We start from the raw sequence: 13,513 nt of genomic DNA on the forward strand, positions 1-13,513 counted from the left end.
GGGCCGTCACCCCGCCGTCCGCGGGATCTCCCGCTCCCACGTCCGGTGGAACACCACCTCCCCGCCCTCCTTGCAGATCACCTCGTTCGACGTCAGGAACGCGTCCGCGTCGCAGCTGATCTCGGAGCGGGTGTCGATCGTGACGTCCCAGGCCAGCTCCGGGCGGTGCAGGCGGATCGACCAGTCGGAGCGGGTGCGGGCGGTCAGGGGGCCGGATTCGGCGATCGTGTAGGTCTCCAGGGCGTCCTCGGTGAACTGGAGGCCGTCCGGGTAGACGCGGGTGCCGCCGTAGCGCGGGTCGACCTCCAGGCGCCATTCGCCCTTGGCCACGTCCCGGACGACCAGGCGTTCGGGGCGGGGCTCCTCCAGGGTGGCGGGGTAGCTGACGCCGAGGGGTTCGGACTGTTCGGGGGCGGCGAAGACGACGGCGTCCACCGTGGGGGCGCGGACCGGCAGGGTGAGGGCGGAGCCGGCCGGGTCGAGGGTGAAGCCGGCGGCGTCGGGCTGGGGCCAGATCCAGGGCCAGTACGTGGAGGAGACGGCCAGTCGGACGCGGTGGCCGGGCGGGAAGGTGTGGCCGATCGAGTTGAGCTCGAAGGTGACGTCCTCCCATTCGCCGACCTGCGCCTCCACCGCGCGGTCGCGGCCGTAGCGGGCGGAGAGGTTGAGGACGCCCCGGGTGACCAGGGTGGAGGAGCCGTCGGGGGCGACGTCGCAGAGCCGGGCGATGACCTGGCCGGTGGGGGCGTCGGACAGCAGGCGCAGGCCGACGGAGGGCCGGCCGAGGATCTCGATGGGGCCGCCTCCCGAGGTGGCGTCCGGTACGAGGAAGTCGAAGCAGGCCGAGTGGGCGTCCTCCTGGCGCTGGTCGGGCGGCAGGTCGGCGTCGTTGCCGAAGGGGAAGAAGCGGCCCGCGTCGAGGCCGGTCTGCTGCGGGGAGCGGACCGGCACCGGGTCGCCCGCGAAGGCGTACGTGACGGGGGTGACGTGCGGGGAGGGCCAGGCGGGGTCGGTGACCCAGCGGCCGGGCAGCTCCTCGTACACGGTGGCCGGCGGGTGCGAGCCGCTGATCCAGGAGCGCAGCAGCGGTTCGGCCATGACGTCGTTGTCGGCGCCCTTGAGGTGGTGGTCCCACCAGCGCAGGGTCTCCTGGAGGAAGCCGATGGCGGGGCCGGGCGGCAGCCCGCGGTCCGGGTACTGGTGCGACCAGGGGCCGATGATGCCGCGCACCCGGTCCTGGGGGAGGTGTTCGACCAGGCGGAGGACGGTGTCGCGGTACGGGTCGTGCCAGCCGCCGACGGCGAGGACGGCCGCCCCGATCGCGGAGTAGTCCTCGCAGACGCTGCCGTGCCGCCAGTAGGCGTCGCGGGTCTGGTGGGCGAGCCAGGTGTGGAGGAACGGTTCGACGGCCTCCAGGCGCTTCAGCCACAGCTCGCGCCACTCCTCGCCCGCGTACAGCGGGTCCGGCGGCCGGGCGACGAAGGCGAGCATGGTAGCCGCCCAGGCGTGCATGTCGACGGCGAGCACGGAGCCGCCCATGTAGTGCACGTCGTTGTCGTAGCGGTCGTCGGTGGAGCAGACGGTGACGACGGCCTTCAGCGGCTCGGGGGCGAGCGCGGCGATCTGGAGCGAGTTGAAGCCGCCCCAGGAGATGCCGAACATGCCGACCTTCCCGGTGCACCAGGGCTGTTCGGCGAGCCAGTTCACGACGGCCACGCCGTCGGCGAGCTCCAGGGCGTCGTACTCGTCGCCGGGCAGGCCCTCGCTGTTGCCGTGGCCGCGGACGTCGACCCGTACGGAGGCGTAGCCGTGGCCCGCGTACCAGGGGTGGCGCTGCCAGTCGCGGGGCGCGGTCCAGTCGGTCAGGCGGTACGGCAGGTACTCCAGGAGCGCCGGTACGGGCTCGTCGGTGAGCGGGCGCCAGACGCGGGCGTAGAGCCGGGTCCCGTCGGGCATCGGGATGCGGATGTCCTCGTGGCGGGTCTCGTACGGGAAGTCGGTGCGGATGTGCGGCGCGGCGGGCATCGGGGTCACCTCGGGGCTGCGTCAGTGGACGGGGTGCATGGTGCGGCGCAGCCAGGGCGCCAGGGCGATCACGGCGAGACCGACGGCGACCGCGATGGCGCCGTTGACGCCGAAGTAGGCGGGTTTGGAGACGTCGTCGTAGAGCTTCACCGTCTGGGCCTGGATGCCGTTGGCGAGCGCGAGGGAGAGGAACCAGAGCGACATCGTCTGGCTGGCGAACGCCTTCGGCGCCAGCTTGCTGGTGGCGGACATCCCGGAGGTCTCCAGGAGCACGTCGCCGAGGCCGAGCAGCAGGTACGAGCCGACGATCCACCAGGCGGCCATCTGGTAGGTGTCGTCGGCGTGCCCGGAGGTCGGCAGGACCATCAGGAGGAACGACAGGCCGCCGAGGATCACGCCGAAGGCGATCTTGTTGGAGGCGTGCGGCTGGCGGGGGCCCATCCGGGCCCAGACGGCGGCCACGACGGGCGCCAGGAGCACCTCGAAGGCGCCGAGGGCGGAGGCGTACCAGCTGGCCGGGAAGTCGAAGCCGAGGATGGTCGTGCGGGCGTTGGTGGACGCCAGCAGGATCATCGTCGAGTACGCCTGGAAGAGGATGAAGTTGAACGCCACCGAGGCCAGGAAGAGGACGACGTACGGCTTGAGGCGGCCGCGTTCCTCGGCGGTGACCCGGGGGCTCGCGAACATGACCCAGAAGTAGACGACCGGGGCGATCACCGAGACGAGGGTGAGCAGGTCGACGAAGCGGTCCATGGTCAGCCAGCCGGCCAGGGCGAGCGCGCCGCCGAGGACGGCGGCGGCCAGCACGCCGAGGACGATGTTGCGGACGGCGCGGCGCAGGGCCTCGGGGGCGAGCGCGTACTCGGCGGAGTGCTTGCGCCCGGCCAGGTGACGGCGGCCCGCCACGTACTGGATCAGGCCGAAGGTCATGCCGATGGCGGCGGCCGAGAAGCCCCAGTGCCAGCCCTTGTGGTCGCCGAGCCAGCCGGTGATCAGCGGGCCGGCGAAGGCGCCGATGTTGATCGCCATGTAGTACAGCGCGAATCCGGCGTCGCGGCGCTCGTCGTCGGTGCGGTACAGCTTGCCGACCATGGTGGCCACGTTCGGCTTGAGGAGTCCGGTGCCGGCGCTGATGAGCCCCAGTCCGACCCAGGTCATCGCGGCGGTGGGGATCGCCATCGCGTAGTGGCCGCAGGCGATCAGGATGCCGCCGTAGAGGACCGCCCGGTACGAGCCGAGGATCCGGTCGGCCAGCCAGCCGCCGGCCACGGAGACCAGGTAGACGAGGGTGCCGTACGCGGCGGAGACCGAGGCGGCGGTGCCCGGGTCCATGCCCATGCCGCCGTGCGCGACGGTGTCGGCGAAGTACAGGACGAGGATCGCCTGCATACCGAGGAACGAGAAGCGCTCCCAGACCTCCAGGCCGGAGAGGGTGAGCAGACCCCTCGGCTGCCCGAAGAAGGCGGCGTCGTCCTCGGGGGGCGGCTGCTCGCCGTTCGTGTCGGTATCGATCGTTGTTCGGGACAAAACGCGCACTCCTGGTCGTATGAGCTGATCACGAACATACCGGGGGTGACGGGAAGGCGCCCACGGTGATCGAAACGTGACCGGATACGCTGGCTTGAGCGAATCGACCGACACATCGACAATCCGAGTGATCGGCGCGATCGGCGAGTGGTTCGGACAGCGTCGGTTCGGACAGCGTCAAGGACAGCGTCAGCAGGCGTCAGCAGACAGGAGACCCCCTCGTGACCGTCGTCGGGCCGTTCGGTCTTAGCGTGCGGGACCAGGCTCTCGAAGCCGATGTCCAGACCGGATTGGCGGCGGTGGAGGCCGGCCTCCTCGACGCCACCAAGAGCGACGTGCCGTTCATCACGGAGGCCGCCCAGCATCTGGTGCTGGCCGGCGGCAAGCGGTTCCGGCCGCTGCTCGTGATGCTCGCCGCCCAGTTCGGCGACCCCTACGCGCCGGGTGTCGTGCCCTCGGCCGTCGTCGTCGAGCTCACCCACCTCGCCACGCTCTACCACGACGACGTCATGGACGAGGCGGACGTGCGCCGCGGCGTCGACAGCGCGAACACCCGCTGGGGCAACTCCATCGCCGTCCTCACGGGTGACTTCCTCTTCGCCCGCGCCTCGCACACGCTGGCGGACCTCGGACCCGAGGCCGTACGCATCCAGTCCGAGGCGTTCGAACGGCTCGTGACCGGTCAGATCCTGGAGACCGCGGGCCCGCAGGAGGGCCGCGACCCGGTCGACCACTACCTCGACGTGCTCGGCGGCAAGACCGGCTCGCTCGTCGCCGTCTCCTGTCGCTTCGGCGCCATGATGTCCGGCGCCGACGAGAGCGTCGTCGACATCCTCACCCAGTACGGGGAGCGGCTCGGCGTCGCCTTCCAGCTCGCCGACGACGTCCTCGACATCGCCTCCGACTCCCACGAGTCCGGCAAGACCCCCGGCACCGACCTCCGCGAGGGCATCCCCACCCTCCCGGTGCTCCGCCTCCGCGCCGCCGCCGCGGCCCACGGACGCCCGGAGGACCTGGAGCTCGTGGCCCTCGTCGACGGCGACCTCACCGACGACGCCCGGCACGCCGAGGCCCTGCGCCGCCTCCGCGTCCACCCCGCCCTGGAGCAGGCCCGCCGCGACACCGTGCGGTACGCGGAGGAGGCCCGCGCCATGCTGGACCCGCTGCCCGAGGGGTACGCGAAGTCGGCGCTGGCGGAGATGTGCGACGCCGTGGTGCACCGCGCGCGCTGACCGCACGGGCTAGGGGTTCTCGGGGTGGGGTCATCCTGGAGGGGTACGCCAGGTTGATCCCGAGGGCTGACGTTTCCGCGCCGCCTGTTTGGTGAGATGGATCCATCGACCAAGGTGCCCACGGAGGTAGCGCAGACCATGGCAACGAACGAAAACCGTCAGCGTAAGGCGAGCCGTTACGTCGTTCCGGTCGTCGTGGCGGGGGTGGCGGCGGCGACGATCGGTCTCGTCCCCGCGCTCGCCGCGTCGGGCGACCCGGACCTGCCCGAGATCACCGCGCAGCAGCTGATCGAGAAGATCGCCGGCTCGGACACGCAGACCCTCTCCGGCACGTTCAAGATCAGCACCGACCTGGGCCTGCCGTCCTTCGCGGGCCTGCTGCCCGCCCCGTCCGGCTCCGCGTCCGCCGACCCGGCGGACAAGCTCACCGAGCTGGTCTCCGGCTCGCACACGCTGCGCCTCGCGGCGGACGGCCCCGACCGGCAGAAGCTGACCCTGCTGGACGGCTCCGACGAGTACAGCCTGATCCACAACGGGAACGACGTCTGGGCCTACGACAGCAAGTCCAACGAGGCGTTCCACGAGAAGGCCGAGGGCAAGGACGGCGCCGAGGCGGAGGAGGGCAGGCTCCCCGGCACTCCGAAGGAGCTCGCCGACGAGGTCCTGAAGGCCGCCGGCGACACCACCTCGATCACCGTCGGCGGCACGGCGAAGGTGGCCGGCCGGGACGCCTACCAGCTGGTGATCAAGCCGAAGCAGTCCGGCTCGACGGTCGAGTCGGTCAAGATCTCGGTGGACGCGAAGACCGGCACCCCGCTGAAGTTCACGCTGGCCTCGGTCGACGGCGGCAAGCCGGTCGTCGACGCGGGCTTCACCAAGATCGACTTCGGGAAGCCGGACGCCTCGGCCTTCGACTTCAAGGCCCCCAAGGGCGCGAAGGTGACGGAGGGCGCCGCCGAGAAGGGCGCGCGCGAGGGCGCGGACAAGCCCTTCGGCGGCCTGGCCGACCTGGGCGGCTTCGGCGCCGGCCTCGACGGCAAGGACGGCTCCGTCGACGTCATCGGCGAGGGCTGGACCACCATCGCCAAGCTGGACTCCGGCGCGCCCGCGCCCAAGACGGACGAGGCGCCGAAGGAGGTCCAGGGCTTCCTGGACGCGCTCGGCGACAAGGTGAGCGGGAAGTTCGGCTCCGGCACGGTCTTCAAGACGAAGCTGGTCAACGCGCTGATGACGGACGACGGCAAGGTGTACGTCGGCGCGGTGACCCCGCAGAAGCTGGTGGAAACGGCGAACGCGGCCAAGTAGCGGACGCGCGGGGCCGGTTCGGTCCGGCCGAGTTGGGACCCCGGGTGGGTCGGGGGCGATGGTCACCGACCCACCCGGGAGACTTTCGGGGACGTGCGGAGGCTTACGGGAACGTCAGCTTGAACTGGCTGATGTAACCGGTGTCGGCCGACGCCTTGTCCTGCACGCGGAGCTTCCAGACGCCGTTGGCGACCTCGGAGGAGGCGTTCACGGTGTAGGTCTGGTTGATGTTGTCGGTGCTGCCGCCGGCACGGTTGTGCAGGTTGTAGACCGAGCCGTCGGGGGCGATGAGGTCCACGACGAGGTCACCGATGTAGGTGTGGACGATGTTCACGCCGACCGCGAGGGTGGCCGGGGCGTTGCCCGTCACACCCGAGACGGTCACGGACGAGGTCACCGCGGCACCGTTGTCCGGGACGGACACGTCGGTGTCGTTGGTGAAGACCGTGCCGGTGGGCGGGGTCGTCGAGCCGCTGGACAGGTTCCACACCGCGTACGCGATGGCATCCGAATTGCGGTCCAGGGCGGTGTCGTTGATGTTCGCCGTGGTGTCGCAGGAGGCGTGGTAGCACCGGTCGAACGCCTGACCCGAGGTGCCGCCCCACTTCTGCGCCTGGGCGGCGGTCTTGATGTAGTCGGCGCCGGAGAAGAGCCCGCCGACGGGGATGCCGACGTTCTTGAACGGCGCGTGGTCGGAGCGCCCGTCGCCCTCGGTCTCGATCTCCGTGGGGACGCCGATGCCGGCGTAGTAGTTCTTGAAGGTCTGCTCGATGGTGGGGTCGTCGTCGTAGACGAAGTAGCCCGGGTTCGGCGAGCCGACCATGTCGAAGTTCAGATAGCCCGTGATCTTCGAACGCTCGGCCGCGGGCAGGTTGTTGACGTAGTACTTCGAGCCGATCATCCCGTACTCCTCCGCGCCCCACCAGCCGAAGCGGATGTGCTTGGAGGGCTGGAGCTGGGCGCGGGAGACGGCGAGCGCGGTCTCCAGGATGGCCGCGGAGCCGGACCCGTTGTCGTTGATGCCGGGGCCCGCGGTGACCGAGTCGAGGTGCGAGCCGGACATCACGACCTGGTTGGGGTCGCCGCCCGGCCAGTCGGCTATCAGGTTGTAGCCGGTGGCGCCGTTGTAGCTGAACGACTGGAGCGTGGTGGTGTACCCGGCCGCGTCCAGCTTGCCCTTCACGAAGTCGATCGAGGCCTTGTAGCCGGTACGGCCGTGGGCCCGGTTGCCTCCGTTGGCGGTGGCTATCGCCTGGAGGTCGGTGAGGTGCTGCTTGACGTTGGCCACGGATATGTCGGGTGGCGTCACGGCCTGCTCCGAGGCGGAGGCGGCCGGCGCGGCACCGGCGAACGCGCCGAGCACGAGCGCGGAGGCTCCGACGGCAGCGGAAAGTCTCGCGGAGAGTTTCATGTGGGGGCTCCGGATTCCGAACTGGGGATGGTACGGAACGTGCGAGCGCCTCGCACCATGGGTGGTACGAGGCGTTGGAGCTGTGCGGTTCTGCTGTGCGGTTGCGCTGTGTGTGACGAATGTTCAGCGAGAGTTTGACATCGCGTCAAGGGCGGAATTCGGTCAGGGGTGTTCGCTCAGCGGATACGCGCTCCCACGTGGCCGCCTAGGGCTTGCGGCTGCGCGTGGTGAGCGGGTTGATGATCATGTTCTGGCCGCCGCCGTACTGCTGCTCGTGGAACGACTGGCCCTGATCGGTGCCGTACATGCGGAAGAACCAGCGGGTGGGTGCCTCGACGTCCCCGGCGAGCCGTGTGTACTCCGCGTTCGCGTTGGCCCCCGCCTTCTTCGCTTCCTCCATCACCAGCTCCTTCAGCAGCTGCTGGAACTCGGTGCTGTCGGGGTTCTCCGGGTAGCCCTTGCCGAGAAGTGCCTTGACCTTGCCCGTGAGGGTCTCCTGGTAGCGGTAGAGGAGCTCCTTGTAGAGCATGATCTGGGCGTCGTTGAAGTTGTCGTCCCTGGTGTAGTTCTCCAGGGTCACGCGGTCGTTGTCGGCCTGGGCGACCACACCGGCGAAGTGGAAGTTCCACGTCAGCCCCTGCGACACCGAGGGGCCGCCGGGGGCGGCGTAGTCCGTCTGGTTGTGCGTGCCGTTGTCGCCGACGGAGTAGATGCCGAACGCCTCGCCGACCGCCGGGGCCGCGTGCTCGTTGGCACCGAGCTCCTCGGTCCCCTGCAACGCTCCGGCCGCGTGAGCCAGGCCGTACCGCTCGCCGAGGGGCGTCTCGTTCCCCGCCTGGGCGTTCGGGCCGTCAGCCAGCCTGCCGGCCAGGTCCTTCGCCTCGAAGACCTCTCCGCCCGGTGTGGTGTGCTTCTTCGGCGCCGGTGTGAAGTTGGCGTTGCCGTGGAAGTCCTGCCGTACCGCCATCCCGATGACCCCGCCCGCGACGCGGATGCACTGGTGCTCCACGAGATTCGCGAACTGCCCGGCCTGGAAGGCGCTGCCGCGCCGGATCGCGGTCACCTTCTGGAGGGTCCTGGGCGTCCCCGCGGCGTCGACGGCGATCGTGGTGTTCCCGACCGCCGTGAGCTCGATCGCGCTTCCGGCTTCCGCCAGGGCGGTGTTGGCCTCGGCGAGGCGCTCCGCGGTGGCGTAGAACTCCTTCGGCTCGTCCTCGCTGTCCAGCACGGCGAGCGAGTAGTCCTGTGAGACGCGCACGTTCACCGGTGTGGCGGCGCTCGGCGTGTGGGTGGTGACCACGTGGTCGATCTTCCACTGCGTCTGGCCGTCGGCGTGGTTGTCGTCCAGCACCCCGCTCGGGCCCTGCGTCTGGAAGTGCGGACCGTCGCCTCCGGCCGTCGTGATCTGCTGCGGCTGAGTGTGGTAGCGCTGCACGGTCGCGGTGGCTCGGGTGGTTGGCCCGGCCTGCGTGGCCTGCGTGGCCTGCGTGGCCTGCGTGGCCTGCGTGGCCTGCTCGGTCGGCCCGGTGGCCGTCTCGTCCCGGGCGCGCTGGACGGTGTCGGGTGCGGGGCCCGCCAGCGCCCGCGCGGCGTTGGCCTCGGCTTCGCGTTCGAACCGGTCCGAGGGGTCACTGACCCGCAGGCCGCTTCCGTTGTCGGTCCCGGCGACGGGCCCCTGGCGCTGCTGGATGACGTGGGTCAGCTCGTGGGCGAGGGTGTGCCGGTCGGCGCCGCCGTCGCCGATGACGACGTGGTTGCCGGAGGTGTAGGCCCGGGCGCCGACCTCGGCCGCGGATTCCTTGGCGGCGCTGTCCGTGTGGATGCGGACGTCGGAGAAGTCCGCCCCCAGCCGGGACTCCATGTCGGTGCGGGTGGCATCGTCCAGCGGACGCCCCGGCGCGCGCAGCACGCCGTGGACGGCGGAACGCTGCACCGGGGACGCCACCTCCTCGTTCTGCGGGTGACCGCAGCCGGCCCCGTGCTGGTGCGGGTCCTGAGTCCGGGCCCCGGGGTGGCCGGCCAGCCGCAGCATCTGGACGACCGCGGCGTTGCCGGCCGTGGCCTGCAAGGCCAGCAGACCGTGCGGTTCCGTCTGCCGGGTGGGTGCCTGCTTCCTGGCGGGCGTGCGTTCACTGTCGGCCCTGGTGGGCTTGACGTGCTCGGAACCGTTCAACGGGACACTCCTTCACGTGAGTTCATGGCCTCCTCCTCCCTACGCCGTGGGGGACGGGCCGCGCCAGGTCCGGAGGGGCAGTACTGCGGACCGGACGCGCAAGCGACGGCCCCGCCCGCTCGCGGCGGAGGCCCGCGGCCGGGACGGAGGGCAGGCCGAACCGGCGTGGTCGGAACCACGCCCACCGTCACCTCGGGCGGCCTCCTGAAGCAGCTGGATCGCGCTCAGTTCATCGCCGTGCTGGAGAGGAGGAGAGGATCCGCGTCCGTGGCGGTGCGCCCCGGCGATTACCGGCCAGACGAGCCGCCCCAGGCCGGGAACGTTCACTCATCCCGATCTCTCTTGATCATTTTCGATCAATCCTGAAGCGGATCGTCGTGTGGCATATCAGTCTGTCGATACTGAACCCGGCCCTGGGCTCCTGCCGTTGTCCACGGTTTCGTGGTTCCACGTCCTCGTGGTTCCACGGTGTGGGTGACCAGGGCATGTGACGAGCAGAGATGGACCGACGTGACTTTAGAAGGCGGTAGCAACATGGCATCGGCAGGTCTGTACCCGGAGTTGAACGAGGCGGCCCTCGCGCAGTTCGTCACCGCCCTGGAGGGCGGTGGCACCTCGACGCTCTCCTCCGAGCTGGCCGACGAGGCGAACCAGGCCCGCGGGAGCATCGAGTTCTTCAAGTGCCGGGTGCCGGTCGATCCCTCCCCCGCCGAGCCGGGCGTGAGCGTCGAGCTGGACGCGGCGGTGTGCATGCCGAGGGGTTCGGGGCCGTTCCCTTGCGTGGTGATGCCCGCGCCGTGGGCGGACCTGGGCTGGGTCGCGTACATCGCGCAGGCGGCGAAGCTCGCGCTCAAGGGCTACATCGTGCTGGCGTACACGCCCCGCGGCTTCGGCAAGTCGGGCGGCCAGGTCGAGGTCGGCGGCTCGCTCGACATCCGGGACGGCAGCGCCGTCACCGACTTCCTGCTGGCGAACCTCCCCGCCGCCGACCCGAGCCGGATCGCCTTCCTCGGCGACTCCTACGGCTCCGGCATCAGCCTCCTCGTCGCCGCGAACGACCCCCGGGTGAAGGTGGTCGGCGCCCTGAGCACCTGGGGCAGCCTGTTCTCGGCGTTCTACGAGAACGACACCCAGCACACCGCCTCCGTCGACGCGCTCCGCGGCGCCGCCGCCAACGCCCGGCTGAGCGAGCGGACCCAGTGGGCCTTCGACCAGATGCAGAACGGCGACAACATCTCCGACGAGCTCCGGGACTGGGCGGACGAGCGCTCCCCGCTCAAGGCCGTCGACCGGCTCGACCGGTCCGACCTGTCGATCTTCTTCGCGCACGCCTGGCACGAGACGCTCTTCCCCGTCAACCAGACACTGGAGCTCTTCAACACCCTCAGCGCCGCCACCAAGCTCCTCGACCTGTCGATCGGCGACCACTCCTCCCCGGAGATGTCGGGCCTGATCGGCCTGCCCAACCGGATCTGGAGCGACGCCCACCGCTGGCTCGACTACCACCTCAAGGGCCTGGGCGAGCTCGACGGAAACACGGTCGTCAGCCAGATCATGTGGAGCAAGACCCTGGAGTCCAGCCCGGACTGGGACGCGGCGACCGGCACCCCCACCCGCCTCCACCTGACCGGGCCCGTGGCCGGCGCCACCGACGGCGGCCTCGCGGAGAAGCCCCTCAACGGCTGGAGCACCGTCCTCGCCACCGGCACGGACACCCCGGCCACCGTCGCCGGCGCGATCATCAAGACCGGCTACGCCGAAATGCTCGGCAAGCCCAAGGTCTACCCGACGGCCGAGATCAGCCGCACCGACGCCGCCGTGTGGACGGGCGAGCCCCTGACCGGGACGGCGAAGGTCCGCGGCATCCCCGGCCTCCGGCTGACCTTCCAGCCGAGCGCCGCGAACGCCGGATTCGTCGCCTACCTCTTCGACGTCGCCCCGGACGGCAACGCCTCGATCATCACCCACGCGCCCTTCACCGTCCGGGACGCGTCCCCGGGCGAGCCGGTCGTCGCGGACATCCAGCTCCAGGCCGCCGGCTACGACGTGCCGGCCGGGCACCGCCTGATGCTCGTGGTCGACACCAAGGACCCGTTCTACGGGGACGTCAATGAAGCGGGCGGCAAGCTCACCTTCTCCTCGCCCGAGGGCGCCCCGTCCTACCTGGACCTGCCCCTCGCCTGACCGGCCGGACACCGCCGCCCCGCCCCGTACCCCCAGTGGGCAACCACCGCGCGGACGTTGAGCCTGGCCCGGGCCCGATCGACCGGAGTCCTGGCTAGGCCGCGTCGCTTCTCGGCGGGCGGCAGTCGCGGCACAGTCCGTCGGGTGAGGAGTCGTCGAGGAAGGGGCGCCCGCAGTCGTCGCACTCCGGGAACGGGGAGCGGGGTGAGGTCAGCGTCATCCGGCCGCCGCGCGAGACGACGGGCGGCGGCGGGGGCGGCAGCAGCGTCGCGAGGCGGTGCGCCAGCAGGCCCGCCGGGTGGGCCAGCCGGTCCGGCAGCCCCGCCGTGAGCGTCCGGCACACCGCCTCGGGCCGGGCCCCCTGCCCCAGCCAGGCCGCGACCCCCGGCGCCAGCCGCGCGATGTCCCGCGCGCCCAGCGGCAGCCGGGGCTCGCGTACGCGAAGGTCCTCAAGCAGCGCGGCGGCAGGCAGGTGGTGCTCGGCGAGCGGCGGTGGCGGCGGGGGCGGGACCGGGGGTGCCGGGGTCGGGGGTGCCGGGATCGGGGGTGCCTGGGCCGGTGCCGGGCGGGGACGCTTCTCGCGCCTCGGGGTCGCCCGTACGGGCTCCGGCTCAGCCCCCGGGCGGTTGTACGACACGGTGCGCGGTACGAAGCGTCCGTCCGGGAGTCGTTCCCGGGTCCGGGCCAGGTAGCCGTGCTTCTCCAGCTCCCGCATGGCCGCCGCGACGCGCAGTTCGCTCTCCGGGTGCAGGGCCGCGACGGCCTTGATGCCGACGCTCGCCCCGGCGGGCAGCGACTGGAGGTACAGGGCCAGGCCCTTGGCCAGCAGCGAGAGCCCGCGGTGCTGGGCGAGGTGGTTGCCGACGACCGTGTAGCGGGTCGTGTGGCGGACATTGACGTGTACGAGCCCGGAGGCGTGCGGGCGCGCGCTAGTCTTCTTCGTATCCATCGGGAAGGTGCTTCTTCCTCGGTGGTCAGGCCCTCGATCGGGATTCCAGTCCCGGCCGGGGGCCGACGTATGTGTGGGGTTGTGGGCAGGAGCATATGCCACGCAACCCGCGCCAAATCCAGTCGAGTTGGCCCAAGTCACCCGTCCGGGTGACGGGCGGTCCCGAGCGGACCGGGGGAGGCTGGAGGGGTTGGGAGGGGAATTCCCCCGGGCTTTAAAGCCTTTACGGCGCGGACCCCCGCGTCGCGCCCGTCCGCGACGCGGTCCGCTGCTACGCCAGAGCCAGTTCCGCCCACACGGTCTTCCGGGGTACGGGCCCGGCCTGCACCCCCCACCCCCGCGACGCCAACTCCTCCACGATCAGCAGCCCGCGCCCCGACTCGGCCAAGCCCGGACTCCCGAGCCGGGGCATCCGGTCACCCCGCGTGTCCGCGACCTCGATCCGCAGGACGTCCTCCCGCGCGAACAGCGCGAGGTGGAAGTCCCGTCCCGAGACGTGGCCGTGCGTCACCGCGTTCGCCGCGAGCTCGGCGACGATCTGCGCCGCCGGCTCCGCCACACACAGCAGATCCCAGGAACGCAGCTGCTCCACGGCGAGCAGCCGGGCCAGCCGGGCACCCCGGCGGGTGGCGGAGAGCTGGATTCCGAATTGGCGTACGGGCGCCAAGAGTTGGGTGGGTTCTTCGTTCATGTCACCCAGAGTGGCG

Annotated in this window: 9 protein-coding genes; 3 read left to right on the forward strand and 6 right to left on the reverse strand. The window is 71.1% G+C overall.

Annotated elements, in window-relative coordinates; all coding sequences use genetic code 11:
• Nucleotides 1–6 precede the first annotated feature (6 nt).
• The gene (locus AB0Q96_RS02075) at nucleotides 7–2,025 is read right to left on the reverse strand and encodes a CocE/NonD family hydrolase (protein WP_365321094.1); all 2,019 of its coding nucleotides are present in this window, start codon (nucleotides 2,023–2,025) and stop codon (nucleotides 7–9) included.
• 21 nt (nucleotides 2,026–2,046) lie between these two features.
• Nucleotides 2,047–3,552 (reverse strand): peptide MFS transporter, encoded by a 1,506-nt coding sequence (locus tag AB0Q96_RS02080; RefSeq protein WP_365321095.1) that lies wholly within the window; start codon nucleotides 3,550–3,552, stop codon nucleotides 2,047–2,049.
• Between the two features lie 221 nt (nucleotides 3,553–3,773).
• Between AB0Q96_RS02080 and AB0Q96_RS02085 the strand changes: the two genes are divergently transcribed.
• Nucleotides 3,774–4,784 carry a polyprenyl synthetase family protein gene (locus AB0Q96_RS02085; RefSeq protein ID WP_365321096.1) on the forward strand — a complete coding sequence of 337 codons (1,011 nt, stop codon included), beginning with the start codon at nucleotides 3,774–3,776 and terminating at the stop codon, nucleotides 4,782–4,784.
• Between the two features lie 138 nt (nucleotides 4,785–4,922).
• The gene (locus AB0Q96_RS02090) at nucleotides 4,923–6,089 is read left to right on the forward strand and encodes a DUF2092 domain-containing protein (protein WP_365321097.1); all 1,167 of its coding nucleotides are present in this window, start codon (nucleotides 4,923–4,925) and stop codon (nucleotides 6,087–6,089) included.
• A 103-nt stretch (nucleotides 6,090–6,192) separates the two neighbouring features.
• On the opposite strand, the gene AB0Q96_RS02095 is transcribed toward AB0Q96_RS02090, so the two are convergent.
• Nucleotides 6,193–7,500, reverse strand: coding sequence for a M28 family metallopeptidase (locus AB0Q96_RS02095; RefSeq protein WP_365321098.1), 1,308 nt, complete (start codon nucleotides 7,498–7,500; stop codon nucleotides 6,193–6,195).
• Nucleotides 7,501–7,705: 205 nt separating this feature from the next.
• Nucleotides 7,706–9,532 (reverse strand): DUF4157 domain-containing protein, encoded by a 1,827-nt coding sequence (locus AB0Q96_RS02100; protein WP_365321183.1) that lies wholly within the window; start codon nucleotides 9,530–9,532, stop codon nucleotides 7,706–7,708.
• A gap of 675 nt (nucleotides 9,533–10,207) precedes the next feature.
• On the opposite strand from AB0Q96_RS02100, the gene AB0Q96_RS02105 reads away from it, so the two are divergent.
• Entirely contained in the window at nucleotides 10,208–11,857 is a 1,650-nt protein-coding gene (locus AB0Q96_RS02105; RefSeq protein ID WP_365321099.1) for a CocE/NonD family hydrolase, read from the forward strand.
• Between the two features lie 94 nt (nucleotides 11,858–11,951).
• Here AB0Q96_RS02105 and AB0Q96_RS02110 read toward each other — a convergent pair whose 3' ends face one another.
• Together AB0Q96_RS02110 and AB0Q96_RS02115 are read right to left on the reverse strand one after the other, a co-directional pair.
• Complete coding sequence (locus tag AB0Q96_RS02110) at nucleotides 11,952–12,806, reverse strand: helix-turn-helix domain-containing protein (RefSeq protein WP_365321100.1); 855 nt, start codon at nucleotides 12,804–12,806, stop codon at nucleotides 11,952–11,954.
• Between the two features lie 271 nt (nucleotides 12,807–13,077).
• A complete protein-coding gene (locus AB0Q96_RS02115; protein ID WP_365321101.1) occupies nucleotides 13,078–13,497 on the reverse strand; it encodes an ATP-binding protein in 420 nt (139 codons plus the stop codon).
• Nucleotides 13,498–13,513: the final 16 nt, after the last annotated feature.

Source organism: Streptomyces sp. NPDC093111 (assembly GCF_040683955.1).
Lineage (GTDB): Bacteria > Actinomycetota > Actinomycetes > Streptomycetales > Streptomycetaceae > Streptomyces.